Source organism: Streptomyces sp. NPDC059092, from assembly GCF_042756365.1.
Lineage (GTDB): Bacteria > Actinomycetota > Actinomycetes > Streptomycetales > Streptomycetaceae > Streptomyces.
In genome coordinates, this window is sequence record NZ_JBHZEJ010000017.1 from 35,223 (window position 1) to 62,127 (window position 26,905).

20 protein-coding genes and 1 pseudogene are annotated in these 26,905 nt (G+C 71.9%); 7 read left to right on the forward strand and 14 right to left on the reverse strand.

Annotated elements, in window-relative coordinates; genetic code table 11:
• Positions 1-416: 416 nt before the first annotated feature.
• The 7 genes from ACFXPL_RS13095 to ACFXPL_RS13125 form a co-directional block, all read right to left on the reverse strand.
• Complete coding sequence (locus tag ACFXPL_RS13095) at positions 417-1,202, reverse strand: ABC transporter ATP-binding protein (RefSeq protein ID WP_384917124.1); 786 nt, start codon at positions 1,200-1,202, stop codon at positions 417-419.
• Positions 1,195-2,124, reverse strand: coding sequence for an ABC transporter permease (locus tag ACFXPL_RS13100; protein ID WP_384917128.1), 930 nt, complete (start codon positions 2,122-2,124; stop codon positions 1,195-1,197). Before ACFXPL_RS13100 ends, ACFXPL_RS13095 begins: the two co-directional genes overlap by 8 nt.
• A gap of 106 nt (positions 2,125-2,230) precedes the next feature.
• The gene (locus tag ACFXPL_RS13105; RefSeq protein WP_384917331.1) at positions 2,231-3,076 is read right to left on the reverse strand and encodes a glycosyltransferase family 2 protein; all 846 of its coding nucleotides are present in this window, start codon (positions 3,074-3,076) and stop codon (positions 2,231-2,233) included.
• A gap of 206 nt (positions 3,077-3,282) precedes the next feature.
• On the reverse strand, positions 3,283-4,068 hold the full coding sequence (locus tag ACFXPL_RS13110; protein WP_384917131.1) for a CDP-alcohol phosphatidyltransferase family protein: 786 nt from the start codon (positions 4,066-4,068) through the stop codon (positions 3,283-3,285).
• Positions 4,046-5,107, reverse strand: coding sequence for an iron-containing alcohol dehydrogenase family protein (locus ACFXPL_RS13115; protein ID WP_384917133.1), 1,062 nt, complete (start codon positions 5,105-5,107; stop codon positions 4,046-4,048). The genes ACFXPL_RS13110 and ACFXPL_RS13115 overlap by 23 nt, the downstream gene beginning before the upstream one ends.
• Entirely contained in the window at positions 5,095-5,844 is a 750-nt protein-coding gene (locus ACFXPL_RS13120) for a sugar phosphate nucleotidyltransferase (RefSeq protein WP_384917136.1), read from the reverse strand. The genes ACFXPL_RS13115 and ACFXPL_RS13120 overlap by 13 nt, the downstream gene beginning before the upstream one ends.
• Entirely contained in the window at positions 5,841-7,700 is a 1,860-nt protein-coding gene (locus ACFXPL_RS13125) for a DUF5941 domain-containing protein (RefSeq protein WP_384917334.1), read from the reverse strand. Before ACFXPL_RS13125 ends, ACFXPL_RS13120 begins: the two co-directional genes overlap by 4 nt.
• Before the next feature lie 289 nt (positions 7,701-7,989).
• Here ACFXPL_RS13125 and galE point away from each other — a divergent pair, with 289 nt between their 5' ends.
• The 3 genes from galE to idi all read left to right on the forward strand — a co-directional run bounded on the left by galE (position 7,990) and on the right by idi (position 10,783).
• On the forward strand, positions 7,990-8,973 hold the full coding sequence (gene galE / locus ACFXPL_RS13130) for a UDP-glucose 4-epimerase GalE (protein ID WP_384917139.1): 984 nt from the start codon (positions 7,990-7,992) through the stop codon (positions 8,971-8,973).
• A gap of 155 nt (positions 8,974-9,128) precedes the next feature.
• Positions 9,129-10,067 (forward strand): cation diffusion facilitator family transporter, encoded by a 939-nt coding sequence (locus ACFXPL_RS13135; RefSeq protein ID WP_384917142.1) that lies wholly within the window; start codon positions 9,129-9,131, stop codon positions 10,065-10,067.
• A 122-nt stretch (positions 10,068-10,189) separates the two neighbouring features.
• On the forward strand, positions 10,190-10,783 hold the full coding sequence (idi, locus tag ACFXPL_RS13140; RefSeq protein WP_384917145.1) for an isopentenyl-diphosphate Delta-isomerase: 594 nt from the start codon (positions 10,190-10,192) through the stop codon (positions 10,781-10,783).
• 130 nt (positions 10,784-10,913) lie between these two features.
• On the opposite strand, the pseudogene ACFXPL_RS13145 reads toward idi, so the two are convergent.
• A pseudogene (locus ACFXPL_RS13145) lies at positions 10,914-11,351 on the reverse strand (ATP-binding protein); the annotation flags it as partial.
• Between the two features lie 236 nt (positions 11,352-11,587).
• Between ACFXPL_RS13145 and ACFXPL_RS13150 the strand changes: the two are divergent.
• Positions 11,588-12,364, forward strand: coding sequence for an enoyl-CoA hydratase/isomerase family protein (locus ACFXPL_RS13150; RefSeq protein WP_384917148.1), 777 nt, complete (start codon positions 11,588-11,590; stop codon positions 12,362-12,364).
• Here the strand turns inward: ACFXPL_RS13150 and ACFXPL_RS13155 are convergent.
• Positions 12,342-12,986, reverse strand: coding sequence for a DJ-1/PfpI family protein (locus ACFXPL_RS13155; RefSeq protein ID WP_384917151.1), 645 nt, complete (start codon positions 12,984-12,986; stop codon positions 12,342-12,344). The two genes, ACFXPL_RS13150 and ACFXPL_RS13155, sit on opposite strands and share 23 nt — an antisense overlap.
• Before the next feature lie 33 nt (positions 12,987-13,019).
• The gene (locus ACFXPL_RS13160; protein ID WP_384917154.1) at positions 13,020-14,003 is read right to left on the reverse strand and encodes a GlxA family transcriptional regulator; all 984 of its coding nucleotides are present in this window, start codon (positions 14,001-14,003) and stop codon (positions 13,020-13,022) included.
• Positions 14,004-14,182: 179 nt separating this feature from the next.
• Here ACFXPL_RS13160 and ACFXPL_RS13165 point away from each other — a divergent pair, with 179 nt between their 5' ends.
• Positions 14,183-16,588 (forward strand): Tex family protein, encoded by a 2,406-nt coding sequence (locus ACFXPL_RS13165; RefSeq protein WP_384917157.1) that lies wholly within the window; start codon positions 14,183-14,185, stop codon positions 16,586-16,588.
• Positions 16,589-16,812: 224 nt separating this feature from the next.
• Here the strand turns inward: ACFXPL_RS13165 and ACFXPL_RS13170 are convergent, their stop codons facing one another.
• Complete coding sequence (locus ACFXPL_RS13170) at positions 16,813-18,450, reverse strand: ABC-F family ATP-binding cassette domain-containing protein (protein WP_384917160.1); 1,638 nt, start codon at positions 18,448-18,450, stop codon at positions 16,813-16,815.
• Between the two features lie 184 nt (positions 18,451-18,634).
• Between ACFXPL_RS13170 and ACFXPL_RS13175 the strand changes: the two genes are divergently transcribed.
• Positions 18,635-19,597, forward strand: coding sequence for an FAD-dependent oxidoreductase (locus ACFXPL_RS13175; protein WP_384917163.1), 963 nt, complete (start codon positions 18,635-18,637; stop codon positions 19,595-19,597).
• Between the two features lie 98 nt (positions 19,598-19,695).
• Here ACFXPL_RS13175 and ACFXPL_RS13180 read toward each other — a convergent pair whose 3' ends face one another.
• Together ACFXPL_RS13180 and ACFXPL_RS13185 are read right to left on the reverse strand one after the other, a co-directional pair.
• Positions 19,696-21,093 carry a M14 family metallocarboxypeptidase gene (locus ACFXPL_RS13180; protein WP_384917166.1) on the reverse strand — a complete coding sequence of 466 codons (1,398 nt, stop codon included), beginning with the start codon at positions 21,091-21,093 and terminating at the stop codon, positions 19,696-19,698.
• A gap of 26 nt (positions 21,094-21,119) precedes the next feature.
• A complete protein-coding gene (locus tag ACFXPL_RS13185) occupies positions 21,120-23,147 on the reverse strand; it encodes a Xaa-Pro dipeptidyl-peptidase (protein WP_384917169.1) in 2,028 nt (675 codons plus the stop codon).
• A 229-nt stretch (positions 23,148-23,376) separates the two neighbouring features.
• Here ACFXPL_RS13185 and ACFXPL_RS13190 point away from each other — a divergent pair, with 229 nt between their 5' ends.
• Positions 23,377-24,417, forward strand: a complete 1,041-nt coding sequence (locus ACFXPL_RS13190; protein ID WP_384917172.1) for a LacI family DNA-binding transcriptional regulator — start codon at positions 23,377-23,379, stop codon at positions 24,415-24,417.
• Positions 24,418-24,592: 175 nt separating this feature from the next.
• On the opposite strand, the gene ACFXPL_RS13195 is transcribed toward ACFXPL_RS13190, so the two are convergent.
• Positions 24,593-26,848 (reverse strand): glycosyl hydrolase, encoded by a 2,256-nt coding sequence (locus ACFXPL_RS13195; protein ID WP_384917174.1) that lies wholly within the window; start codon positions 26,846-26,848, stop codon positions 24,593-24,595.
• Positions 26,849-26,905: the final 57 nt, after the last annotated feature.

The following is a 26,905-nucleotide window of genomic DNA, read 5'->3' on the forward strand; positions in this document are numbered from 1 at the left end:
GCGCGCTACCCGTTACGCGGACGGCGGAATCATCGCGGAGCTGGAGATTTTCCGTCATTGCCGTCACATCTCCCGTTCTACACTGCCAACCCAATACATCCCATTTCGGACACGCCGCCCGCGCCTCCGAGTAGCGGAGGCCTGCTGACGGCCGGATCGCCCGTGGGTACCGCCTCACTTGCCGCGAATCGGTCCGACCCAGCTTACGTTGTACGGCCAACAGGAACACGTCGGGGTGTTGGTCGTATGACAAGAACGCGGCAATACCTGCCAACCTTCCCCCGACCCACCGGACTTGACCGATCTTTGACCCGCTGTGATCGGTTTGTGCCATGACAACGCCGGTTCACGCCATGACAACGCCCCCGTCCGATCGCTGGGGCGGGGGCGTTGTCATACCTCTCGGGCGTCCCGGCCTACTTGCCGGTCTCCTTCTCGTACGCCTTGATGACCTCGTCGGTCGGACCGTCCATCAGCAGCTCGCCCTTCTCCAGCCACAGCACACGGTCGCAGGTGTCCCTGATCGACTTGTTGCTGTGACTGACCAGGAAGACCGTGCCGGCCTCCTTGCGCAGTTCGCGGATCCGCTGCTCGGAACGGATCTGGAACTTGCGGTCACCGGTGGCCAGCGCCTCGTCGATCATCAGGACGTCATGGTCCTTGGCGGCGGCGATGGAGAACCGGAGCCGGGCGGCCATGCCCGAGGAGTACGTGCGCATCGGGAGCGTGATGAAGTCGCCCTTCTCGTTGATGCCGGAGAAGTCGACGATCGACTGGTAGCGCTCCCGGATCTGTTCACGCGACATCCCCATGGCCAGACCGCCGAGGATGACGTTGCGTTCACCGGTCAGGTCGTTCATCAGCGCGGCGTTGACGCCGAGCAGCGACGGCTGGCCGTCGGTGAAGACCTTGCCGCTCTCGGCGGGCAGCAGCCCCGCGATGGCGCGCAGCAAGGTCGACTTGCCGGAACCGTTGGTGCCGATCAGGCCGATCGCCTCGCCGCGGTACGCGGTGAAGGTGACGCCCCGCACGGCGTGGACCTTGCGGACGCCCCGCGACTCCCCCTTGTCGCGGCGGAGTATGCGGCTCAGGGCCGCGGTCGCGCTGCCCTTGCCGCCGCCACCGCCGTTGACGCGGTACACGATGTGCACATCGTCGGCGATGACCGTGGGGACGCGTCCCTGCTTGTTGTCCTCAGCCACGGCCGTACCGCTCCTCAGCCTTCCAGAAATACACGAAACCGACGATGCCCATCAGCACGGACCAGGCCAGTGCGACGAGCCAGACGTGCGCGGGCAGATTCTCCGAGCCGTACCCGTCGATCAGCGCGAACCTGACCAGATCCATGTAGATCGCGGCCGGGTTGTACTGGAGCACGTCGGCGATCCAGCCCGGCTTGCCCTTGAGCATGATCGGGATCGAGAACATCACGCCCGACGCGTACATCCACGTGCGCATCACGAACGGCATGAGCTGGGCGAGGTCGGGCGTCTTGCTGCCCAGTCGCGCCATGATCAGCGCCAGGCCGGTGTTGAAGAGGAACTGGAGCGCCAGGGCGGGCAGGATCAGCAGCCAGCTCAGGCTCGGATAACTCCCGAAGATGACCGCCACCGTGACCAGGACGACCATGGAGAAAAGGAGTTGCTGAAGCTGCTGGAGGGAGAAGGAGACCGGCAGCGACGCCCGGGGGAAGTGCAGGGCCCGGACGAGCCCCAGATTCCCGGAGATGGCGCGGACCCCGGCCATCACCGAACTCTGGGTGAAGGTGAAGACGAAGACGCCGGTCACCAGGAACGGGACGAAGACCTCCTGCGGGATGCCCCGCTTGGTCTGGAGGATCAGCCCGAAGATCAGGTAATAGACAGCGGCGTTCAGCAGCGGGGTCGCCACCTGCCAGAGCTGCCCCAGCTTCGCCTGGCTGTACTGGGCCGTGAGCTTCGCCTGGGAGAAGGCCAGGATGAAGTGCCGACGGCCCCAGAGCTGCCGGACGTAGTCGCGCAGCCCTGGCCGGGCACCGCTCACCGACAGGCCGTACTTGGCGGCGAGCTCCGCCGATGACAGACCGTCGTCGGGCGAAGGGGGGGCGCTCACAGCGATCGCGCCCTCATGGGTTGTGTCACTCACAAGTTGAAACTTTCGTGTTCAAGATGCGCGGCCGGTCGGGCACAGGCGCGGACGGCCAGGCCCCGGGTATTCAGACCCTGATCCGATGCTCTCAGAACTGAGCTTGTCAGACGACAGGCGGTCGGCCCAGCCGGGTCAGCCGCCATACCGTACGCCACTTCATGGGGCGCCGCGGACCGCACGGGGTCGCCCAGCCTTCCCGGAACCCCCCGAACCAGGCTTTCAGGGCGGGCACGGACGGCCGGCGCACCAGCGTGAGCAGCAGCCATACTCCGAGATAGAGCGGGACGACCGGGGCGGGGAGGTTACGGCGGGCCAGCCAGACCCGGTTCCGGGCCACCATGCGGTGGTAGACGGCGTGCCGGGACGGCGGCATCGTCGGGTGGTTCAGCACCATGTCCGCGCGGTAGTCGATCATCCACCCCGCGTCCAGGGCCCGCCAGGCGAGGTCGGTCTCCTCGTGGGCGTAGAAGAAGTCCTCGGGCAGCGGGCCGACCTCCGCGAGGACCTTCGTCCGTACGGCGTTGGCGCCGCCGAGGAAGGTCGTCACGCGGGAGGAGCGCAGCGGGTCCGAGGCGCGCAGCCGGGGCACGTGCCGGCGCTGGGTGAGGCCGGTCTCCGGGTCGGTGATCCGGAAGCTGACGATGCCGAGGACGGGGTCGGCGGCGAAGGCGTCGCGGATCAGCGCGGCTGTGTCGGTCCGGGGCAGCAGCCCGTCGTCGTCCAGGAAGAGCAGGACGTCCACGTCGGAGCCGGCCGGCCCGAAGGCCTCGATGCCGATGTTGCGGCCGCCGGGGATGCCGAGGTTCTCCGGCACCTCCACGGTCCGTACGCCGGGCGGAACGGCGCCCACCGGGGCACCGTTCCCGACCACGACGATCTCGACCGGGTCGCCGTCCTGGCGGAGGACGGAGTCGAGCAGCGCACGCAGATCGCCGGGGCGGTCACCCATCGTGATGATCACCGCGCCGAGGGTCTGTCCGGTGGATCTTTGCGGATCAGCCCGCGGCGTCCGGTGCGGTGCGTCGCAAGGCGGAGGATCGGCGTCGCCCTCGATGGCCTGGACGTACTTGGACGAGTCCGACAACGCGGCGAGGTGCCGTGCCAGGCGTCGCGGGCCCGCGAAGATCCGCCGGACAGGCCCTGGCCGCATGTCACTCACCTCAGCCTGCTGGACGCCAGGATGGAGACCAGGTGGAGCAGGGTCTGGAGCAGGGCGATGCCGGCGAGGACCGCGATCCCGAGCCGGGTGAAGAACAGGTCGCCGTTGATCTGGTCGAGGATCGCCACCACGAGGATGAAGAGGCTGGCCTCGATGCCGCCGACGAGCCGGTGGAACTTGAGCATGGCGGCGGCGCGGCGGGCCAGCGCGAGACCGGAGGAGCGCGGCACGGACGCCTCGTCCTTGACGGCGGGCAGTCCGCTGCGCTGCCTGGCCACGTCCACCAGGTCGGTCTCGGCCTTGATCAGGATCGCGCCGAGCGCGGCGAGCGTGCCGAGGAAGGCCCACAGCCAGTTGGTGGAGGTGCCGTTCTGGTGGAACACGTCGGCGCCGCGCACCCCGAAGCCGACCAGCAGCGCGGCCTCGCAGAGGTAGTGGCCGATCCGGTCGAGGTAGACGCCGGTGATGGAGGTCTGTCCGCGCCAGCGGGCCACCTCGCCGTCGACGCAGTCGAGCAGCAGATAGACCTGGAAGAGGACGACCGCGAGGATCGCGCCCGGCAGGCCGGGCAGCAGCAGCGCGGCGCCGCCGATGATCCCCACCACCACCATGAGGTAGGTGAGCTGGTTGGGCGTGATCCGGGTGTTCACCAGGTACGGGTCGATGTGCAGCGAGATTTCCCGCATGTACAGGCGTCCCGCCCAGTGCTCACCACTGCGCCGGTCCTTCACTCCTTCCGGGTGGACGACCGGGCGGAGTTCAGCTACTGAGGGTCGAGGCATAGTCGGCGTACGCGTCCCTGATCTGGTCGGTGGACAGGTCGAGGTGCTCAAGGATGGTGAAACGGCCCGGCCGGGTCTGCGGCGCGTAGGCGACGGCCCGTACGAACTCGTCGACGGTGAAGCCGATCTCCTCGGGCAGCACGGGCAGGCCGTGGCGCCGTAGCACCTCGGTGAACAGCAGTGACTCCTCCTCGGCGCCGCGCAGCCGCATGGCGAAGGCGGCACCGAAGCCGACCTGTTCGCCGTGGAGCGCGGAGCGGCCCGGGTAGAGGAGGTCGAAGGCGTGGCTGATCTCATGGCAGGCGCCGGACGAGGGGCGGGTGTCCCCGCTGATCGACATCGCGATGCCGGAGAGGACCAGCGCCTCGGCCAGCACGGTCAGGAACTCGTCGTCGCCGACCCCGCCGGGGTGGCGCAGCACGGCCTCCCCCGCCGTACGGGCCATGGCGGCGGCCAGTCCGTCGACCGGCTCGCCGTTGACCCGGTGCGAGAGCTCCCAGTCCGCGATGGCCGAGATGTTGGAGACCGCGTCCCCGATGCCGGAGCGGACGAAGCGGACCGGCGCGTCCCGGATGACGTCGAGGTCGACGACCATGGCGATGGGCGTCGGGACGCCGTACGAGCCGCGGCCGTTGTCGTTGTCGAGGATGGAGACGGGCGAGCAGATGCCGTCGTGCGAGAGGTTGGTGGCGACGGCCACCATGGGCAGCCCGACCCGGGCCGCCGCGTACTTCGCCACGTCGATGATCTTGCCGCCGCCGAGGCCCACCACGGCGTCGTACCGCTTGCCCTTGATGTCGTCGGCGAGCCGGACCGCCGAGTCGATCGTGCCGTCGGCCACGGCGTACCAGTCGGCGTCGGGGAGCACCGGCGCGAGCCTCTCGCGCAGCGCCTGCCCCGAGCCGCCGCTGACGGCGATCGAGAGCTTTCCCGAGCTGGAGATCCGCTGGTCGGCGAGGAGCCCGGCGAGGTCGTCCATGGCGCCGGGCCTGATGTCCACGACGACCGGCGACGGGATGAGCCGGGTCAGTACTGGCACGCGATCTCCCGGCCCTTCGCGAGGTCGGCGTGGTTGTCGATCTCGACCCAGGGGATGTCCCCGATGGGCGCGACGTCGAGGGTGAAGCCGCGGTTCACCAGTTCCTGGTAGCCGTCCTCGTAGTAGAGGTCGGGGTCCTTCTCGAAGGTGGCCTTGAGTGCGTCCGCGAGGTCGGCTGCGGCCTCGGGCTCGATGAGGGTGACCCCGATGTACTCGCCGGTGGCGGTGGCCGGGTCCATCAGCTTGGTGATCCGGCGTACGCCGCGCTCACCGTCGGTGATGACCTTCATCTCCTCGTCCGCGAGGGACTTGACCGTGTCGAGGGCGAGGATGATCCTGCGGCCCTCGCCGCGCGCGGCGAGGAGCGTCTTCTCGACGGAGACGGGGTGGACGGTGTCGCCGTTGGCGAGGATCACGCCACGCGCCAGGATGTCCCGGGCGCACCACAGCGAGTACGCGTTGTTCCACTCCTCGGCCTTGTCGTTGTCGACGAGGGTGAGCTTGAGGCCGTACTTCTGCTCCAGGGCGGCCTTGCGCTCGTACACGGCCTCCTTGCGGTAGCCGACGACGATCGCGGCCTCGGTCAGCCCGACCTCCGCGAAGTTGCCCAGGGTCAGGTCGAGGACGGTGGTGGTGCCCTCCCCCGCCGGATCGACCGGCACGAGGGCCTTGGGCAGCGTGTCGGTGTAGGGGCGCAGACGCCGTCCTGCTCCGGCTGCGAGTACGAGGCCGATCATGCGGGTTCTCCTTCGTCGTGTACGGCGGGGGCTCCGGAGGACACCCAGAACCGGATGGACTCCACGAGCGCGATCAGTGCCACGGCGACGGCGAGCACCGTCAGTTCCAGCGGGAGGTCGAAGGCGCGGGTGGAGAAGGCGGCGCACAGGGCGACCAGCAGGGTGCGGCCCTCGTGTCCGCCCAGCGCCCGGACGAGCCCCCGGGGCGGGGCGCCGGAGCCGCCGCGGACGCGGTACACCGAGTCGTAGTGATGGTAGGCGACCGCCGCGACCAGCCCGAACGCCGCCGGCAGCGCGCCGGGGACGTCGGCGCGGGCGGCGAGCACCAGAACGGTGCCGTACTCGGCCGCCCGGAAGACCGGCGGTATGAGCCAGTCGAGCGCGCCGCCCATCCGGCGGGCGACGGCGAACCCCGAGGTCAGGACGTACACCAGGGCGCCGCCGAGGAGCACGGCGGCGTCGAAGCGCGGCTCACCCGGCCCGGTGGTCCCCAGCGGGGCGAAGGCCGCCGCGGCGACGACCGTGACGCCGCCCGCCAGGGCGATCAGGAAGGGCAGCGCCCCGGGGAGCGCGCGGGCCGGGCGCCGCAGCACCCGGGCGACGAGTTCGGCGAGCGGTCCCGAGTCGGCGAGGTCCGCGAGGGCGCCGGCGGCCCGGTCGGTACGCACGGCCTTGCGGGTCACGGAGCGCAGGACGCGTCCCGCGGTGGTGTAGCAGGCGGCGAAGCCGCAGCCGACGAGGAGCGCGTAGAAGACGATCCGGGGTGTGGTCAGGGCGGTGAGCACGGCGATCATCGCCCAGCGCTCGCCGATCGGCAGCACGATCATGCGCCGTACCCAGACCGTCCAGCCGACGCTGTCGAGCCTGCTGGAGAGCGCGGCGGTGGGGGTGCCGACGACGGCCTTGCCGTTGCCGCCGGCCGCCGTGCTGACCGTGCTGTCGACGTTGGCCTCGTTGAAGGAGAAGTCCACGACGTGGCGGCAGGTCTGGAGGACCATCGCGCCGAGCGCGAGCGCCCAGACGTCATCGCCTCCCCGGGCCGCGCCGAGGGCGAGGCCCGCGTAGTACGCGTACTCCTTGGCGCGGTCGAAGGTCGCGTCGAGCCAGGCGCCCATCGTGGAGTACTGGAGCGAGTAGCGGGCGAGCTGCCCGTCGGTGCAGTCCAGGACGAAGGAGAAGAGCAGCAGCGCCCCGGCGGCGACATAGCCGCCGCGGGTGCCGGTGGCCGCGCAGGCCGCCGCGATCAGGGCGGTGATCAGCGACGCGGTGGTGACCTGGTTGGGGGTGAGGCCCCGGCGGGCGCACCAGCGTGCGAGGTAGCGGGAGTAGGGGCTGATGCAGAACGTGGTGAAGAAGCCGTCGCGGGCCTTCACCGCGGAGCGCAGCCGTACGGCCTCGTCGTCGACGGCCGCGACGGCCGCCTCGGCCTGCTGGCGGGCGGGCGCGTCGGCGGGTACGGCGGCGACGAGCGACCCCAGCTCGGGGCGGGTGACGGCGGTGCCCGCGGCGTCGAGCGCGGTGGCGGCCCGGTCGGCCACGGGCGCGTCGGCCGTGTCCCCGTGCACGGCCGTGAGCGCGGTCAGCAGCGCGGCCCGGGCCGCGGGCTGGGCGGTGAGCGCCCCGGGGACCGCGGCGGCGGGGAAGCGCGGATCGGTCAGAGCCAGGCGCAGGGCATGGACATGGCCGACGAAGCGGGCGTCGACGAGTGCGACGCGCTCGGACGCGGGGGCCGCGGTGAGCAGGCTCCGGGCCTCATCGGCGCCGGACGCGGTCCGTACGTCGAAGCCCAGGGACCGCAGATCGCCTTCGAGCGGCGATCCGGGTACCGGAGCACCGGTGACGATGGCGGTCGACAGGCGAACTCACTCCTTGGCACTGACAGGGCTGGGTGCGCGGCGGCAGGCCCCGGGATCCGGGTGGCGGCACGTCGGCAGAGGCTATCGGATGAACGGAAGGGCGAGTTCATCGCCCGTTTACGCCCTGTTCCGTACGGGACGGCGGTCCCGGACACCCTCGTCAGGGCCGGGAGCGGCCCGTGGGGAGATCATCATTGTCGATCCGGGGTCCGCCCTACAAACCGTGGGCGCCGAGGAGCATCGGGAGAAGGGCCGGGAGGAGCGCAGGAAGGAGCATTAGGGTGACGGCATGACATGGCTGATCACAGGCGGAGCGGGTTATATCGGGGCACATGTGGCGCGCTCCCTGACGGCGGCGGGGGAACGGGTCGTCGTGCTGGACGATCTGTCGAGCGGCTTCGCCGAGCGGCTGCCGCCGGAGATCCCGCTGGTCCGGGCGTCGCTGCTGGACCGGGAGGCCGTCGACCGGGTGCTGGCCGGGCACGGGGTCACCGGTGTGGTCCATCTCGCGGCGAAGAAGCAGGTCGGCCAGTCCGTCGAGCAGCCGCTGACGTACTACCGGGAGAATCTGTACGGGCTCACGGTGCTGCTGGACGCCGTCGTGGCGGCGAAGGTGCGGCGCTTCCTCTTCTCCTCCTCCGCGGCCGTGTACGGGGTGCCCGATGTGGAGTTGATCACGGAGCACACGCCCGCCGTCCCGATCAATCCGTACGGGGAGACCAAGCTCGCGGGCGAGTGGCTGGTCCGGGCGGCCGGCAAGGCACACGGAATCTCCACGGGGTGTCTGCGGTACTTCAACGTGGCGGGCACGGCGCTGCCCGAACTCGCGGACACCGGGGTGTTCAACATCATCCCGATGTTCTTCGACCGGATCAGCAGGGGCGAGGCGCCCCGGATCTTCGGCGCGGACTATCCGACACCGGACGGCACCTGCGTACGCGACTACATCCATGTCGCCGATCTCGCCGAGGCCCATCTCGCCGCCGCACGCCACCTGGCCGGGCACCCCGGCGGCCACGACCTGACGGTGAACATCGGCCGCGGCGAGGGCGTCTCGGTGCGCGAGCTGGCCGGTCTGGTGGCGGAGGTCACCGGGGACCGTACGGAGGCGGTGACCGAGGCTCGCCGCCCCGGGGACGCCGCGCGGGCGGTCGCCTCCGTCGAGGTGGCCACCCGGGAGCTGGGGTGGACGGCCGGCCGCGACGTACGGGCGATGGTCGAGTCGGCGTGGGAGGGCTGGCGGTTGCGCCACCCGGTGGCCCCGATCGGATGATCCTGCGATCAGCACGCAGCGCACCGCTCTGACCTGGCATCATTTCCGCAGGTCAGAGCATATGACAACGGTGTTCACTGCCGTGTTGCCCGATACCCCCCACCCGTAGTTGACTGACGGGGTCAGCACTCGTCAGACGACCGGGAGGCGTCCTCATGGGGGCAGGGCACAACCACGGGCACACCCACGGGGGGCCGCCGTCGGGCACCACGACGGCGGCCTACCGCGGCCGGCTGCGGATCGCGCTGGGGATCACGCTGTCCGTGATGGTGGTGGAGATCATCGGCGGCATCGTCTCCGACTCCCTCGCCCTGATCGCCGACGCGGCCCACATGGCGACGGACGCGGTGGGGCTCGGCATGGCCCTGCTGGCGATCCACTTCGCGGCCAGACCCGCGGACGAGTTCCGCACCTTCGGCTACGCGCGGGCCGAGATCCTCGCCGCCCTCGCCAACTGTCTGCTGCTGCTCGGCGTCGGCGGCTATCTGCTCTACGAGGCCGTCGAGCGTTTCATCACACCGCCCGAGACCCGGGGCGGGCTGACGATCGTCTTCGCGCTGATCGGCATGGCCGCCAACCTCGTCTCCCTCTCCCTGCTGACGCGGGGGCAGAGCGAGAGCCTGAATGTGCGCGGCGCTTATCTGGAGGTCCTCGCGGACACGCTCGGCTCCTTCGCCGTGCTGGTCTCCGCCGGGATCATCCTGGCCACCGGGTGGCAGCTCGCGGACCCGATCGCGGGGCTGCTCATCGGGCTCATGATCGTTCCACGTACGGTGAAGCTGCTGCGGGAGACGTTGAACGTCCTGCTGGAGGCGGCGCCCAAGGACGTGGACATGAGTGAGGTACGCGCACATATGCTCGCCCTGCCCGGGGTGGCGGACGTCCATGACCTCCATGCCTGGACGATCACGTCCGGGATGCCGGTTCTCTCCGCGCACGTGGTGGTCGACCAGGACGCGCTGGACGCGGTGGGGCACGAAAAGATGCTCCATGACCTGCAAGGATGCCTCGGCCATCACTTCGACGTCGAACACTGCACCTTCCAGCTCGAACCCCGGGGGCACGCCGAGCACGAGGCGAAGCTCTGCCACTGAGCCGCCGGACACCCGCACCGTGGTGTGTGGCATGGAACGAACATGCCACACGCCCGAAGTGCGGACACCGGGCTTTTGTGTACGGCAGACTTGGCCACCGAGGCCCGAAGCGAAGGATGGTTATGCCGACCACACCAGTCACCGCGACGAACAGCTCGTCGACCGCCGCACAAGAAACGATCATGCTGGAACTGGTAGACGAGGACGGCAACACCATCGGCACGGCCGAGAAGCTCTCGGCTCACCAGCCACCCGGCCAGTTGCACCGGGCGTTCTCGGTTTTCCTCTTCGACGAGCGGGGACGGCTGCTGATCCAGCGCCGCGCGCTGACCAAGTACCACTCCCCCGGCGTCTGGTCGAACACCTGCTGCGGCCATCCGTACCCGGATGAGGCGCCCTTCGCCGCGGCGGCCCGCCGTACCCACGAGGAGCTGGGCATGTCGCCCTCCCTGCTCGCGGAGGCCGGCACCGTGCGCTACAACCACCCGGACCCGGCCTCGGGGCTGGTCGAGCAGGAGTACAACCACCTCTTCGTCGGGCTGGCGCAGGGGGCGCCGCGGCCCGATCCGCAGGAGATCAAGGAGACCGCGTTCGTCACCCCCGCGGAGCTGACGGAGCTGCACGGCTCGGCGCCGTTCTCCGCCTGGTTCATGACCGTGCTGGACACGGCGCGCCCGGCGTTCCGGGAGCTCACCGGGGCGGCCGGGGGCTGGTGACCCCGCCGGGGCCGGCCGGATCCGTCCGGCCCGGCAGGTCGCCCCGGCCCGGCAGGTCGCCCCGGCCCGGCAGGTCGCCCCGGTCCGCCGGGTCGCCCCGGTCCGCCGGGCCCTGCGGCCCCTGGTCGAAGGGGAGCACCGCCCAGACGATCTTCCCGCCCTCCGCGGTGTGCTCGGCGGCGCATCCACCGCCCGCCTCCCGGGTGATCTCCCGGACCAGCAGCAGTCCGCGTCCGCCCGTCCTGGCGTGGTCGGTCTCCAGCGCGGTAGGCCGGTAGGGATGGTTGTCCTCGACCGACACCCGGATCCACCCGGCGCCGACGGCCACCTCCACGGCGATCTCGGGCGAGAGCAGGGCGGCGTGGAGTACGGCGTTGGTGACCAGCTCGGAGAGGACGAGCAGCACCCCGTCCACGACCCCGGCCCTGACGGGCACGCGCTGCCGCCCCAGCAGTTCGCGTACGGTGCGCCTGGCCCGGGGCACGGAGACGTCGAGCGCGGGGACGGTGAAGCGCCAGACCCCTTCGTACGACCGGGGCCGGACCGGAACACTTCCGCCGCTCTCCATTCCGTGGCTCCCACCTTCGGATCGACCGGTGCGCTCTCTCGTTGCTCCCATCCGGGAACGAGTCTTGACCAAGAACATGTTCGACACCGGTTCACTGAACAAAAGTCAGCTCTATCTGGCGAAGTGTGATCGCCTGAGAGCCGAGGAGCCGAGTCCGCGCCCGTTCCTGATCGCTCACTGTCGGCCGAAGATCGGCTCGCGGCGTTCCTCGTAGTCGCGGGGATAGCATCCGGCTCATGGAGCCCCAGCTTGCGCACACGGTCGAGGACGGCATCGCGACCGTGGTGATCCACCACCCCGCCAAACGCAACGCGATGACGGCGCCGATGTGGCGGGAACTGCCGCCGCTGCTCGGGCGGCTGGCGGACGATCCGGCCGTCGGGGCGCTGGTGCTGACCGGGGCGGGGGACACGTTCTGCGCGGGCGCCGACATCTCCTCCCTGCGCGGCCCGGGCCTGCCGGGCGGCGCAGGCCCGGCCGGCGAGGACCCGCAGGTGCTGGCCGTACGGGCCGAGGAGGCGCTGGCGGCCTTCCCCCGGCCGACGCTCGCCGCCGTGCGCGGCCACTGCGTGGGCGGCGGCTGTCAGCTCGCCGCCGCGTGCGATCTGCGGTTCGCGGAGGCGGGCGCCTCGTTCGGGGTCACTCCGGCGCGGCTCGGGATCGTCTACCCGGAGTCCTCCACCCGGCGGCTGGCCGCGCTGGTGGGGCCGGCGACGGCCAAGTACCTGCTGTTCTCGGCCGAGTTGATCGACACGGAGCGAGCACTGCGCACCGGGCTCGTGGACGAGGTGCTGCCCGCCGGGCAGTTGGCCGAGCGCGTCGCGGAGTTCACCCGGGTCCTGCTCTCGCGTTCGCGGCTGACGCAGGAGGCCGCCAAGGAGTTCGTCTCGGGCCGGGCCGACCGGGCGGCGTACTGGGCGGAGCGGGCGCGCTCCAGCGGCGACACCGCGGAGGGTGTCGCCGCCTTCCTGGAGCGTCGCGCGCCGGTGTTCAGCCGCCCGACGCAGCGGTGAAGCGGGCGGCGGCCCGCATCTCCTCGACCAGGTCCGCGGGCGCCTTCTCCGGCGAGCCCGCGTCGTAGGGCGGCTGCGGGTCGTACTCCGTCCCCAGCTGGACGAACTGCGCGAACCGGTCGTCCACCAGGGAACCGGCCAGGGTGAGCGCCATGTCGATCCCGGCGGAGACCCCGGCCCCCGTGACGTACTTGCCGTCGATGACCACACGCTCGCCGGTCGGCTCGGCCCCGTACTCGCGCAGTGCGTCGAGAGCGAGCCAGTGGGAGGTGGCCCGGCGCCCGTCGAGCAGCCCGGCGGCGGCGAGCAGCAGCGAGCCGGTACAGACGGAGGTGGTCCAGGTGGAGGTGACGTCCACCGCGCGCAGCCAGTCGAGCAGCGGCCCGTTCGTCATCTGAGCGCTCTGGCCCGGACCACCGGGCACGACGAGCACGTCCGGGGCGGTGACCTCGGTGAGCGTCGCGGTCGCGAGGAACGAGAGCGCCCCGACGTGGTCGAGCACGGGGCCCGTCTCCTCGGCGACGAAGACGGTCTCGGCGCCGGGGACGCTGCTCAGGATCTGGTAGGGGCCGATGGCGTCGAGCGCGGTGAAGCCTTCGAAGAGGAGAATGCCGATCTGCATCGGAGCCTTTCGGTTGTTTCTTGTCAGAACAGGTCAGGTCGTTCGGGCAGGGTCGGGCCCCGGGGCCGGGCGGAAGCGGCGGCGGTACTCGGCGGGGGCGGTGCCCAGGGTCTTCACGAAGGCGCGGCGCATGGCCTCCGGGGTGCCGTAACCGCAGGAGCGGGAGATCTCCTCGACCCCGTCGGCACTCTCCTCCAGCATCCGTCTGGCGTGTTCGAGCCGCACGCGCTCCACGTAGCGGCCCGGCGTCGTGCCGGTCTCGGAGCGGAAGGCGCGCGCGAAGTGGCGGGGCGAGAGACGGGCGCGTCCGGCCAGCGCCTCGACCGAGAGATCGTCGCCGGGGTGTTCGCTGATCCAGCTCTGCACCGCCAGCAGCGGCTCGCTGCGCGCGGTCTGGGCGGCGAGCTGGGCGCTGAACTGTGCCTGGTTGCCGGGGCGTCGCAGGAAGACCACGAGGCCGCGGGCGACGGCGAGCGCGATCTCGCGGCCGAGATCGTCCTCGACCAGGGCGAGGGCGAGGTCGATGCCGGAGGTGACCCCGGCGGAGGTCGCGATGTGCCCGTCGCGCACGTAGATGGGGTCCGGGTCGACGTCCACGGCGGGGTATTTCCTGGCCAGGAGTTCGGTGGCCCGCCAGTGGGTGGTGGCGCGGCGCCCGTCGAGCAGCCCCGCGGCGGCGAGCAGCAGGGCGCCGGTGCAGACCGAGACCAGGCGCCGCGCGCCGGGCGCCCGCTCGCGCAGCCAGTCGACCAGGTCCGGATCGGGGCTCCGGGTGCCCGGGCCGCCGGGCACGAGAAGGGTGTGCGGGTCGGGCGCGGCGGTGAGCGTGGTGTCCGGGACGAGCGTGAGCCCGCTGGAGGTGCGGACCGGCGCGCCGTCCAGCGAGGCGGTACGGATCCGGTACGTGGCCGGTCCCCCGGCCATGGCGTTGGCCGCGGCGAACACCTCCACGGGGCCCGTCACATCGAGACTCTGCACCTGGTCGAAGAGGACGACCAGGACGGATCGTTCTGTCATGGTTCCCATCCTTGCCCCGGGGGCGGATGTCCGCAATGACGAATACCCCGCCTTTCCTGCCACGGCGCCGGTGGCCGATACCGCGCCCGGCGCCGTACTCGCCCCCCGGTCCTGCCCACCGATGTCGGTGCCACCTGCCACAATGCAGGCGCCGGACCACAGAACAGCGGAGCGTGATCGTGACGACGTCCATCGAAGGCAGGATCGCCGAGGAAATCGGCGTACGCGAGCGGCAGGTGAAGGCGGCCGTCGAGCTGCTCGACGGCGGATCGACGGTGCCGTTCATCGCGCGTTACCGCAAGGAGGCCACCGAATCGCTCGACGACGCGCAGCTGCGCACCCTGGAGGAGCGGCTGCGCTATCTGCGGGAGCTGGAGGAGCGGCGGGCCGCGGTCCTGGAGTCCGTACGCGAGCAGGGCAAGCTGGACGACGCCCTGGAGGGGCGGATCAGGGCCGCCGACACCAAGGCGCGGCTGGAGGACATCTATCTGCCGTTCAAGCCCAAGCGGCGGACGAAGGCGCAGATCGCCCGCGAGGCCGGTCTTGAACCCCTTGCCGAGGGTCTGCTGAGCGACCCTTCGGTGGAACCGCTCGCCGCTGCCGCCGCGTTCGTGGACACGGACAAGGGCGTCGCGGATCCGGCCGCCGCGCTGGAGGGCGCGCGTGCCCTCCTCACGGAGCGGTTCTCCGAGGACGCGGATCTCATCGGTGAGCTGCGCGAACGGATGTGGACACGGGGCCGGCTCGCGACGAAGGTACGGGACGGCAAGGAGGAGGCGGGCGCCAAGTTCGCGGACTACTTCGACTTCACCGAGTCGTTCACGGAACTGCCCTCGCACCGCGTGCTGGCGATGCTCCGCGGTGAGAAGGAGGACGTCCTCGATCTGGTCCTGGAGCCCGAGGAGCCCTCGGAGCTGCCGGGCCCGACCATGTACGAGAACATGATCGCGCGGCGCTTCGGCATCGCGGACCGGGGCCGCCCCGGCGACAAGTGGCTCGGGGACACGGTCCGGTGGGCGTGGCGCACCCGGGTCCTGGTCCATCTCGGTATCGATCTGCGGCTGCGGCTGCGGACGGCCGCCGAGGACGAGGGGGTGCGGGTCTTCGCGGCGAACCTCCGCGACCTGCTGCTGGCCGCGCCGGCCGGGACGCGCGCCACGCTCGGTCTCGACCCGGGGTTCCGTACGGGTGTGAAGGTCGCCGTGGTCGACGCGACGGGCAAGGTCGTCGCCTTCGACACGATCCATCCGCACGTCCCCGCGAACAAGTGGGACGAGTCGCTGGCGAAGCTGGCGCGGCTGGCCGAGCTCCACTCGGTCGACCTGATCGCCATCGGCAACGGCACGGCGTCCCGCGAGACCGACAAGCTCGCCGCCGACCTGTGTGCCAGGCACCCGGAGCTGAAGCTCACGAAGGTGATGGTCTCCGAGGCGGGCGCCTCGGTGTACTCGGCGTCCGCGTTCGCCTCGCAGGAGCTGCCTGATCTCGACGTGACGATCCGTGGCGCGGTCTCGATCGCGCGCCGTCTCCAGGACCCCCTCGCCGAGCTGGTGAAGATCGACCCCAAGTCGATCGGCGTCGGCCAGTACCAGCACGACCTGTCCGAGGTGAAGCTGTCCCGCTCGCTCGACGCGGTCGTGGAGGACTGCGTGAACGGGGTGGGGGTGGACGTCAACACCGCGTCCGCGCCGCTGCTCTCGCGGGTCTCGGGCATCGGCGCGGGGCTCGCCGAGAACATCGTCGCCCACCGCGACACGAACGGTCCCTTCCGGTCGCGGCGCGCGCTCAAGGACGTGGCCCGGCTCGGCCCGAAGGCGTACGAGCAGTGCGCGGGCTTCCTCCGTATCCTCGGCGGCGACGACCCGCTGGACGCGTCGAGCGTGCACCCCGAGTCGTACCCCGTGGTGCGGACCATGGTGAAGGCGACCGGCGGCGACGTCGCGTCGCTGATCGGGAACGGGTCCGTGCTGCGGTCGCTGCGGCCCGCGGACTTCGTGAACGACTCCTTCGGGCTGCCGACCGTGACGGACATCCTGCGTGAGCTGGAGAAGCCGGGGCGGGACCCGAGGCCCGCGTTCCGGACGGCCACGTTCAAGGAGGGCGTCGAGAAGCTGGGCGACCTGGCGCCGGGGATGGTGCTGGAGGGTGTGGTGACGAATGTCGCGGCGTTCGGCGCGTTCGTGGACGTCGGGGTGCATCAGGACGGGCTGGTCCATGTGTCCGCGATGTCGAAGAACTTCGTCAAGGACCCGCGTGAGGTGGTGAAGCCGGGCGACGTGGTCCGGGTGAAGGTGATGGACGTCGACATGCCGCGGAAGCGGATCTCCCTGACGCTGCGCCTGGACGACGAGGCGGGTGCCGCGAAGCCGGAACGGGACCGGTCGGGCGGCGGTGGCCGGCCGCCGCAGCAGCGGCAGGGCGGCCGTGGCGAGCGTGGTGGCCGCGGCGGCGTGGGCAGCGGGGGCAGGAGCGGCGGCGGGCGCCAGGCCGCGGCGGCGCCGCCGGCGAACAGCGCGATGGCGGACGCCCTGCGGCGGGCCGGGCTGACGGACCCGAAGGGCGGCGGGGGCGGCCGGCGGGGCTGACGCCCGACGGGCGCCGGAGCCCGACGCCTGGCGGCGGGCCGGGCCTGAAGCCTGGCGGCGGGCCGGGCCCCGGCGTCTGGTGGAGCGCAGGGGCCCGGCGCCCGGTGGCGTGCGTGCCAGGGCCCGGCGCCCGGTGAAGCACGGGGACCCGGCGCCCGGTGGAGCACAGGGGGCTGGCGCCCGGTGGGTGCCGGGGCCCGGCGTCCCACCGCCGGGGTCCGCCGTCAGATCTCGGTGACGCTGCCCGCCGACACGTCGAGGCGACGGGCCGTGCGGACCGCGTCGAGCATCCTGCGGTCGTGCGTCACCAGCAGGAGGGTGCCGTCGTAGGAGTCGAGCGCCGACTCCAGCTGTTCGATCGCGGGCAGGTCGAGATGGTTCGTCGGCTCGTCCAGGACGAGGAGGTTCACGCCCCTGCCCTGGAGGAGCGCGAGCGCCGCGCGGGTGCGTTCGCCCGGGGAGAGGGTGGTCGCGGGGCGCAGCAGATGGTCCGACTTGAGGCCGAACTTGGCGAGCAGCGTACGGATCTCGGCGGGTTCGGTGTCGGGGACGGCCGGGCGGAAGGCGTCCAGCAGGGTCCCCTGGCCGTGGAAGAGCGCGCGGGCCTGGTCGACCTCGCCGACGACCACGCCGGAGCCGAGAGTGGCGTGGCCCTTGTCCAGCGGCAGCCGGCCGAGGAGCGCGGCGAGCAGGGTGGACTTGCCGCTGCCGTTGACGCCGGTGATGGCGACGCGGTCGGCGCGGTCGATCTGGAGCGTGACGGGGCCGAAGTGGAAGCCGCCACGGGTCACCTCGGCACTGTTCAGCGTCGCGACGACCGCGCCGGAGCGGTCCGCCGAGGCGATCTCCATCCGCAGTTCCCACTCCTTGCGCGGTTCCTCGACCACATCGAGGCGTTCGATCAGCCGCTGCGTCTGGCGGGCCTTGGCGGCCTGCTTCTCGGTGGACTCCGTACGGAGGTTGCGGCCGATCTTGTCGTTGTCGGGCGCCTTGCGCCGGGCGTTCTTGACGCCCTTCTCCATCCAGGCGCGCTGGGTGTGGGCGCGGGTCTCCAGGGCCGACTTCTTGTCCGCGTACTCCTCGAACTCCTCGCGGGCGTGGCGCCGCGCCCGCTCGCGCTCCTCCAGATACGCGTCGTAACCGCCGCCGAAGAGGGTGATCTTCTGCTGGGCCAGGTCGAGTTCGAGGACCTTGGTCACCGTACGGACGAGGAATTCGCGGTCGTGGCTGACGACGACCGTGCCGGCCCGCAGCCCGGTGACGAACTTCTCCAGGCGTTCGAGGCCGTCGAGGTCCAGGTCGTTGGTCGGCTCGTCCAGCAGGAAGATGTCGTACCGGGAGAGCAGCAGCGAGGCGAGGCTCGCGCGGGCGGCCTGGCCGCCGGAGAGGGTCGTCATGGGCTGGTCGAGTCCGACGGTGAGGCCGAGCGAGGCGGCGGTCTCCTCGGCGCGCTCGTCGAGATCGGCGGCGCCGAGGGCCAGCCAGCGTTCCAGGCCGACGGCGTAGGCGTCGTCCGCGCCCGGCGCGCCGTCGACCAGCGCCTGTGTGGCCTCGTCCAGGGCGGTCTGCGCGGCGGTGACGCCGGTCCTGCGGCCCAGGAAGTCCCGTACGGTCTCCCCCGCGCGCCGCTCCGGCTCCTGCGGGAGGTGGCCGACGGCGGCGGTGGGCGGCGAGAGGCGCAGCTCCCCGTCCTCGGGCGTGTCGAGTCCGGCGAGCAGCCGGAGCAGGGTGGACTTACCCGCGCCGTTGGCGCCCACGAGCCCGATCACGTCGCCGGGTGCGACGACGAGGTCGAGCCCGGAGAAGAGCGAGCGGTCGCCGTGTCCCGCGGCGAGGTCCTTGGCTACAAGTGTGGCAGTCATCAGAGCGTCCGATCGTAGCGGAGTGCCGGTCGCGGCAGCCCACCGGCGCGGCTCGTCCGAGGGCGTCGTCGGGTGGTGGTCCCACAGGTGGGGGCGGGAAAGCAGGGTCTCGCGGGCAACGCGGCGCCGTCCAGCGGATATTGAAGGGGCTCGGAGCGCTCCTCCGGCCTTATAGGGTCGGAGCATGAGCGGCGGAACGTGCGATGTGGTGGTGGTCGGCGGTGGGGTCATCGGGCTGACGACGGCGGTGGTGCTGGCGGAGGGCGGCCGGCGGGTGGTGCTGTGGACCCGCGATCCGGTGGCCAGGACCACGTCGGCGGTGGCCGGGGCGCTGGTCTGGCCGTACCGCATCGAGCCGGCCCGGCAGGTCGGCCCCTGGCTGGAGCTGTCGCTGGAGCGGTACGAGGCGCTCGCGCGGGACGCGGAGCGTACGGGGGTACGGAGCGTGCCGGGGCTGATGGCGCACACCCCGCTCGACGGTCTCGGGAGCTGGACGTCCCGGGTGCGGGGGCTGCGCGAGGCCCGCCCCGACGAGCTGCCCGAGGGGGTGGGCCAGGGGCTGCGGGCCACGGTCCCGCTGATCGACATGCCGGTCTACCTGCGATATCTGAAGGCGCGGCTGCGGGCGGCGGGCGGCACGGTCGAGCGGCGCCCGGTCACGGACTTCGGCGAGCCGGCCGCCGTGGCGTCCGTGGTGGTGGACTGCACGGGGCTGGGCGCGCGGGAGCTGGTGCCGGACGTGTCGGTCCATCCGGTGCGCGGGCAGGTGGTGATCGTGGAGAACCCTGGGATCGAGGAGTGGTTCGTGGGCACGCTGCCGGGCGCGAGTGAGATGACGTACGTGCTGCCGCAGCCGTACGGGGTGCTGCTCGGCGGGACGGCGACCGAGGACTCCTGGGATCTGGGCCCCGACCAGGAGGAGGCGGACACCATCGTGGCGCACTGCGCGCGGGTCGTGCCCGCGCTGGCGGGCGCGCGGGTGCTGGAGCACCGGGTGGGGCTGCGGCCCGCCCGGCCCCGGGTGCGGCTGGAGGCCGTACCGCTGCCCGGTGATGGGCGGCTGGTGCACAACTACGGTCACGGAGGCGCGGGCGTCACCGTGGCGTGGGGGTGCGCCGAGGAGGCCGCGCTGCTGGCCGTCGGCTGAGCAGCGGGCCGGCGCCGGATCCCGTGGCGTGTTCCGGGTCCGGCCGCCGGCTTCCCGCTTCCTGGTGTCCCCGGCCTCCGGGGCCCTGGCCTGTCGGGTCAGCAGGCGGCGGGGGTGGCCGCGGTCAGGTGGTGGTCGGCCCGCCCGTCGAGGAGCAGCGCCGCCAGCGCCCGCTGGGACTGGCGCAACGGTACGAACGCGCCCTTCCCGGTGGGCAGCGACACCACTCCGTGCAGCGCGAGTTCGTCCTTGACCTCCGCGTACTGCCCGGCGTCGAGCCGGTAGCCGCAGGGCGGGTTCTGGATGATCCGGTCGGGCGTCGCGGGGTCGTTGTCGGCGCCCCCGAGATAGACCGGGCCCCGGTCCTCAAGTCCGGCGAGCCGGGCGGCTGCGGTAGCCGCCGCGATCCGCGCCCGGCGCTCGTCGGTGAAGGAGAACAGACCGCCCAGGGAGTCGAGCTGGCTGGTCACCCTGCGCCGGTTGTTGAGGGACGGGTCGGCCTTCTCGGCGTCGGTCAGCGGGTTCACGCGGCTCTCGATGAGCAGGCTGACGGAGTGCTTGACGCCCGCCGCGTTGCGCAGGATGCGTTCCTGGCCGTCGCCCGCGGTCTGCCGGATGGGATCGCCGGTCACCGGGTCGGTCCAGATGCCGTAGGTGCCTGTGGAGTGACCCGCGGCTTCCGCCGCGGGGCGTATGTACCGCTCGGACAGGCTCTGTGACGCGTCGTGGACGCCGGGGGCCGTGTTGAGGTTGCGCGGCCAGAGGTCGAAGAGGTCCTTGTCGTAGTAGGGCGGGGTGGCGCCGTACTCGTGCAGGTCGTAGACGATGTCCGGGGCGCGGTCGCGCAGGACGGCGGCCATGGCACGAGCCTCGGCGGTGGCCAGTTCGACGTGGTCGCGGTTGATGTCGACGCCGTCGGAGTTGCCTCGGGTGTCGGCGGCCCTGCCGTCCGGATTGGCGGTGGGCAGGACGAGGACGTTCGTACGGTCGAGGAAGCGCCGCGTCTCCCGGTCCTCGGCGTAGGCGAGGTCGCGGACGGTGGTGAGGCACGCCTCGCGTCCCGACGGTTCGTTGCCGTGCTGGCTGCACACCAGGAAGACGGTGACGGGGGCGTGCCGGGCGCCGAGTTCGACGAGTTGGAGCGGTCGCCCCTGTCCGGTGGTGCCGATCGTGCGCAGGGAGACGCGGTCGCCGCCCCGGGCGACGGCGGAGAGGAACTCCCGCTCCTCGGCCTCGCTGGTCCACCGGGCGCCGTCGCTGGTCTCGAAGCCGGTACGGGGCGCGGAGGACGCGGCAGCGGCGGACGCGATTCCGGCCGCCGTGGGAACGGCGTGTGCGGGGGCGGTGGCGGTCGGCAGGACGAGGGCCACCGAGGATGCCGCCAGGACGAGGGTGCGCAGTCCGGGGACGCGGCGGAGCAGGGCGGGGGAAAGCGCGCGTGCGGTGGAACGTCGCGTCGTCCGCGTGGCCGTCCGGGCGGCCGTCTTCGTCTCCATCGTCGTCCTCATCTCCGTCGTCGTCCTCATCGGATGCGGTCCCCCGGGATCGGAGAGGTCGGGCGTGGCTCGGTCACGCCGCTGGTCAGAGGCTCGCGAGGAACGCTGTGCGGGGGTACGGCGCCGGTGGTGGCGCGGGTGAACGCCTTCGCGCCGCCGACGAACGGGACGTACGCGGCCGTGCGGGCCAGATCGACGGTGAGCGTGGGGGTGGTGGACGGCGGGTCGATGAGACCCCGGTCGGTACCGGCGACGATCAGCGCGAGCCGGTGCCCGGCGGGAACGACATGGTCGGTCGCGGCGAGTTCGACGGTGATCGTGTATGGCGTGCCGGGGGTGAGCGGGCGCCCCCGCTCCGCCGACGCGTAGGTGCCCAGATCGGCCCAGCCCCGGCTGACGACGTTGTGGCCCACGTCCACGGTGCGGGCCGCGGTCTCCCGGTAGCAGGAACTGTCCGCCGTGGTGCTCGGGCCCCAGCAGGTGCGTTCGGTGAGGGTGGTGATGCCTTCGCCGGACGCGCCGTAGTCACGGATGGTGTCGGGGCCGAGGTCGACCAGGACGGCGGAGAGATGGGCGGTCGAGGTGGACGGTGTGGCGGTGACGGTCACCTTCGAGGAGCCGGACAGCCGCAGGTCCTGGCTGAGGGGGCGGGTGACGAAGCCGGTCTTGGCCGGGGTGGAACGGTCGACGTCGGTGGCCCAGTCGTCCTCGCCGAGGCGCCGGTCGTCGGTGAAGGTCTCGGTGGAGCCGGGCGCGGCGGGGGTACGGCCGAGCGTGCCCACGCCGGGCAGGGCGCCGCTCGCCGGGCGCAGGGTGGTGGTGGCGGTGGTGCGCGGCGGCCAGACCCGGTCGGTGGTCCACCGGTCGGGGGCGCGCTCGATGTCCGCCATGGGCTCGCGGTCGATGCCGTTCTCGTAGCCGAGGAGGTAGTGGTCGAACCAGCGGTGCAGGGTGGTGACCCAGGTGGCGCGGCGGAAGTCGAACGGGTCGACGTGGCCGGTCTGGGAGAGCCAGATCTTGCGCTCCACGCCCGCGTCGGCGAGCGCGTCCCACCACTGGCCGAGGTGTTTCGTGCGGACGTTGAGGTCCTGCGTGCCGTGGACGGCGAAGACGCTGGCCTTCACCTTGGACGCGTTCTTCACGTAGTCGCGCTCGGCCCACAGCGGGGTGATGTCGCCGCTGCGCGGGGCGCCGTCGACCAGCCGCTGCTGGACCGCCTGGCAGCGGGTACGGGCCTCGGGGCTCTCCACGTAGTCCGAGAGCCAGTCGGGGCCCGAGTCGTAGAGGGGCGCGCCCTGGGCGAAGTAGTAGTCGTACCAGGAGGAGATGGCGGCGATCGGGACGATGGTCCTGAGCCCCTTGACGCCGGTGGCGGCGACGCCGTTGGCGATGGTGCCGTCGTAGCTCTTGCCGATCATGCCGGTGGCGCCGGTGGTCCACTCCGCCCGTACGGGGTCGGTGCCGGTGCGGCTGCCGTACGCGCGGGCGCGGCCGTTCAGCCAGTCGACGACGGCCTTGGCGGACTGGACGTCGGAGCGCCCGCCGGTGTCGACGCAGCCGTCCGAGCGGTTGGTGCCCGTCAGGTCGACGGCGACGAAGGCGTAGCCGCGCGGGACGAAGTAGTTGTCGTAGTGCAGGGGGAAGCCGGTCGGGTCGCCGTTGGCGTCGTAGGTCTTCTTCTGGCTCTCGTTGCCGCGTCCGCAGCAGGAGTAGTAGGGGCTGGCGTCCATGATCACGGGGATTCTGCGGCCCTGGAGCGCGGGTTCGTGGGGGCGGACGATGTCGACGGCGACGCGGTCGGTCCTGCCGTCCCCGTCGCCGTCGAGGCCGGTGTCGACCCAGACCGACTCCCTGACCGCGTCCTCGTACGAGTAGACCGGACGGCTCTCCTCGGCCCGCTGACCACTGGGCCCGGGTGGCGTGCCCGGCTCCGCTCCCTGGGCCGTGGCGGGGGTGAGCAGCACCCCGAACAGCGCGGCGGAGGCCGCCGCGGCGAGCGCTCCACGCGACCAGCGTCCGAATGATCTGCGGGCAGCCCGCGGCCGGATCTCCATGAGGCGGAAGCTACCCCGGTCAACTCCCGTTCAAAAGAGGGCAGTCCCGGGATCAGGGAGACATCAGGAGGACATCGGGGAAATGTCCGGGGACCGCGGGGGAATGGGAGCGCTCTCAGGCGCCATGGTCAGCGGCTAGTCTGGGGGTCCGTCCGGCTGCCGTACCCCGCCTGCGCGCGGGCGCCGCCACCGTACGGTCCGCCGTATCCACCGACGAGGAGCGCACGTCGTGTCCGAGCCGACCCCTGGGGCACGCCCCACTCTGGAAGCCGTCGCGGCGCGCGCCGGTGTCTCCCGGGCCACGGCCTCCCGGGTCGTCAACGGCGGAGCGGGGGTGCGCAGCCCGCTGGTCGAGAAGGTACGGCGGGCCGTCGACGAGCTGGGGTACGTACCGAACCACGCGGCGCGCTCCCTGGTCACCCGGCGCACCGGGGCGGTCGCCGTGATCATCGCGGAGCCGGAGATCCGGATCTTCTCCGACCCCTTCTTCTCCCAGCAGATCCGCGGGATCAGCAAGGAACTGACCGCGCACGACACCCAGTTGGTGCTTCTGCTGCTGGAGGGTCCTGGCGACTACGACCGGATCGCCCGTTATCTGGCGGGCGGCCATGTCGACGGCGCGCTCGCCTTCTCCCTGCACACCGACGACCCCATCCCGGCGATCACCCAGCGGGCCGGGATCCCGACGGTCTACGGGGGCCGGCCGAGCTGGACCTCGGCCGCGGACCAGCAGGTCGTGCCGTACGTGGACGCCGACAACCGCGGCGGTGCCCGGCAGGCCGTGCGCCATCTGCGGGACCTGGGGCGGCGACGGATCGCGCACATCGCGGGTCCGCCGGACCAGACCTCGGCCACGGACCGGCTCGACGGCTACCGGGACGTGCTGATGGACGGGGATCCCGCGCTGGTCGCGGCGGGCGCGTTCACCGAGGAGAGCGGGGCACGGGCGATGACGGAGCTGCTGGACCGGTGCCCCGGTCTGGACGCGGTGTTCGCCGCGAACGACCTGATGGCGGCGGGCGCGCTGCGGGTGCTCAAGGAGCGGGGCCGCTCGGTGCCCGGCGATGTGGCGGTGGTGGGCTTCGACGACATGGACGCGGTGGTGGGCGCCACGGATCCGGCGCTGACCACCGTCCAGCAGGACGTCGACGGGCAGGGGCGGCTGATGGCGCGGCTGCTGCTGCGCGGCCTGGACCGGGACCGGGAGGGCTCCGCCGCGCCCGCCTCGGTGATCACACCGACCACACTGGTACGGCGGGACTCGGCCTGAGCCGTGTCCCGCCGTACCGATGGATCCGCGCAGCGGCGAAGGGCGCGGATCCGCCGGCGAACGGTGTGGGTCCGCCGGCGGGGTGTCCGCTGCTCCGTCACGGTGACTGCTTCGTCGCCGTGAGCTGCTCCGTCACGGCAACCGTTTCGTCGCCGTGGCCACTTGGTCGCGGTGGCTACTTCGTCGCCGTCGACCGGGCCGGCACGTCGAGCGTCGTACCGTCCGAGAAGGTGACGGTGGTGGCGGTCGCGCCGAAGTTGTGCGCCGCGTGGACCCGTACACCGTTCTTGCTGAAGACGGCCGAGGTGGGCACGGATCCGGTCACGGTCGCGTCGGGGGCGCCGAGCGCGTCCAGGGTGGCGATCCAGTGGTACGTGTGGGCCCTGGACTCACCGGCCTCCGGTGTGTAGTCCGCGCCGCCCGCGTCCCACTTGGCCTTGGCCGCCGCGGGGTCGGCGAGCGCCTCGAACTCCCAGAGGATGTCGCGCCATTCGACGGCGGGGCCGCCGTTCTCCCTCTCCATCTCGGCGAGGTTGCGCCGGATGGCCTCCTTCTCGCGGCCCAGGTGGAGTGAACCCCCGGTGACGGGAAGGACGTTGATGCCGTGGATCTCCTCGGGGTTGGCGGTCCACCAGGTGGAGTACGCGCCGCCGCTGCCCCACACCATGCCGACCGTGTCATGGCCGAAGGAGGACGGGAAGACCTCCTGGTCCGCGTCGAACCAGTACTGGGCGATCGCCTCGGACTCGGTGGCCAGCAAGTAGCTTCCCAGGTCGCGCAGTTCGGCGTTGCCGGTGGCGGAGCCCCAGAGCACCAGGGCCGCGCTGAGGTTGGTGGACTCCGAGGACGATTCCTGGTTGTTGCCCGCGGCGAACCCCTGGTGTCCGGAGGCCCAGCTGTGGCCCGCGTACACGTCGAAGCCGCGCAGGAACGGGAAGGCGTCGTCGGTGCGGCTGGGGTTGGCGGTGTCGCGCACCAGCGTCTTCACCATCGAGCCCCAGGCGGCGTCGGCGGCCCATGCCTGGTCGTACTGGGCGACGATCGCCGCCGCGTAGACGTAGTAGCTGTAGTGGAAGTGGTGGTCGTTCAGCTCGGTGTCGCTGCCGTAGGAGGCCGGGTAGCCGATCAGCGTCTTCCACTGCTTGTCGTAGCTGAACTCGCCGGCGCCGCCCGCCGTGAACCACTCCTCCAGCCTGCCCTTGAGCAGCCCGAGGAGCTTGTCGCGGGTCGCGGTCTCACCGATCTGGTCGGCCATGGGCACCAGTTGGGCAAGGCGGCCCAGCGCCTTGCCGGTCCAGTACGTGTCGGTCGCGCCGGAGAACGGATCGGCCGCGCCCGCCGCCTCGTCCAGATAGCCCTTGAGCCGCGCCCGGTCCACGCCACCCGTGGCGGGCAGTGCGGGCAGCACCCCGGAGGACTGCTGGCTCGTGGTGAAGGAGGTGGCCTCGCGGACCTTCATCGTGCCGCGCGGTGAGACGTACGTGTACGGGGTCAGCGCGTCGGTGGTGTGCAGCCACTGGTGCCGGTAGAGGGCCTGGAGGGTGCCGGTCTCGGTGCCCTCCTGCGGCTCGGTGCTGAGCCGGTAGGTCGCCCCGACCTTACCGGCGTCGGTGCTCCAGCTCACCTCGGAGCCGGTGACGAAGCTGTACGCGTACTTCCGGTACGCAGCGAGCGCGTCGGTGGAGGGCAGGACGGCGAGGGAGAAGTAGTCCTTGGCACCGAGCCCGGCCGTGATGGTGGAGCCGGCGACCGACCAGTCGCTGCCGCTGGGCGCGAACAGGGCGTAGTGGTGGCCGGCGACGGTGATGCCGAGGACGTTGCCGTCGTCGGCGAAGACGGTGGGCGCGACGGCGGTGGTGATCCGCGCGTCGCCGCCGGAGCCCTTCGCGTAGACGTAGGGCAGCCCGTGGCCGATGGTGGTCCGCAGGGTGCGGGCGCCGTCCGACCAGTAGGGCGTCACCGTCCAGTCCGACCAGTCGTCGGCCTTGGTGTCGGGCGAGTTGAGCCCGGTCAGGCCCAGGGTGAGATCGGCCTTGTGGGCGTACTCGTACTGACGGCCCTCGCCGACGATCGCCGGGGTGGTCGGGTAGCCGACCTCCAGACCGCCCGAGGTCGCCTGATAGGTGAGCGGGTGGCCGTACATCGGCGTGGAGTACGGGTTGTCGCCGTACCGCTGGAAGGCGAGGGAGGACCACCAGTCGTTGGTGGGCACCGGCTTGTCCCGGGCGGCCTCGGTCACCTTGGGGGTGACGGGGGTGCCGGTGTTGGTGGTGGGGCCGGACGTGCCGGCGGGCCGGGTGTCCGAGTAACTGCCCGCTCCGACAGGGACGTTGGCGGCCACGGCCGGCGAGGCGGCGGGGCCGAGGCCGATGGCGGCCAGGGTGCTGACCAGGATCAGCGCGGCGGCTGGTCTGGCACGGGTGACGGACATGGGCGGCACCTCACGGGTGTTGTGGGGGGATGCGGGGATGGTGGGGTTGTGGGGCAC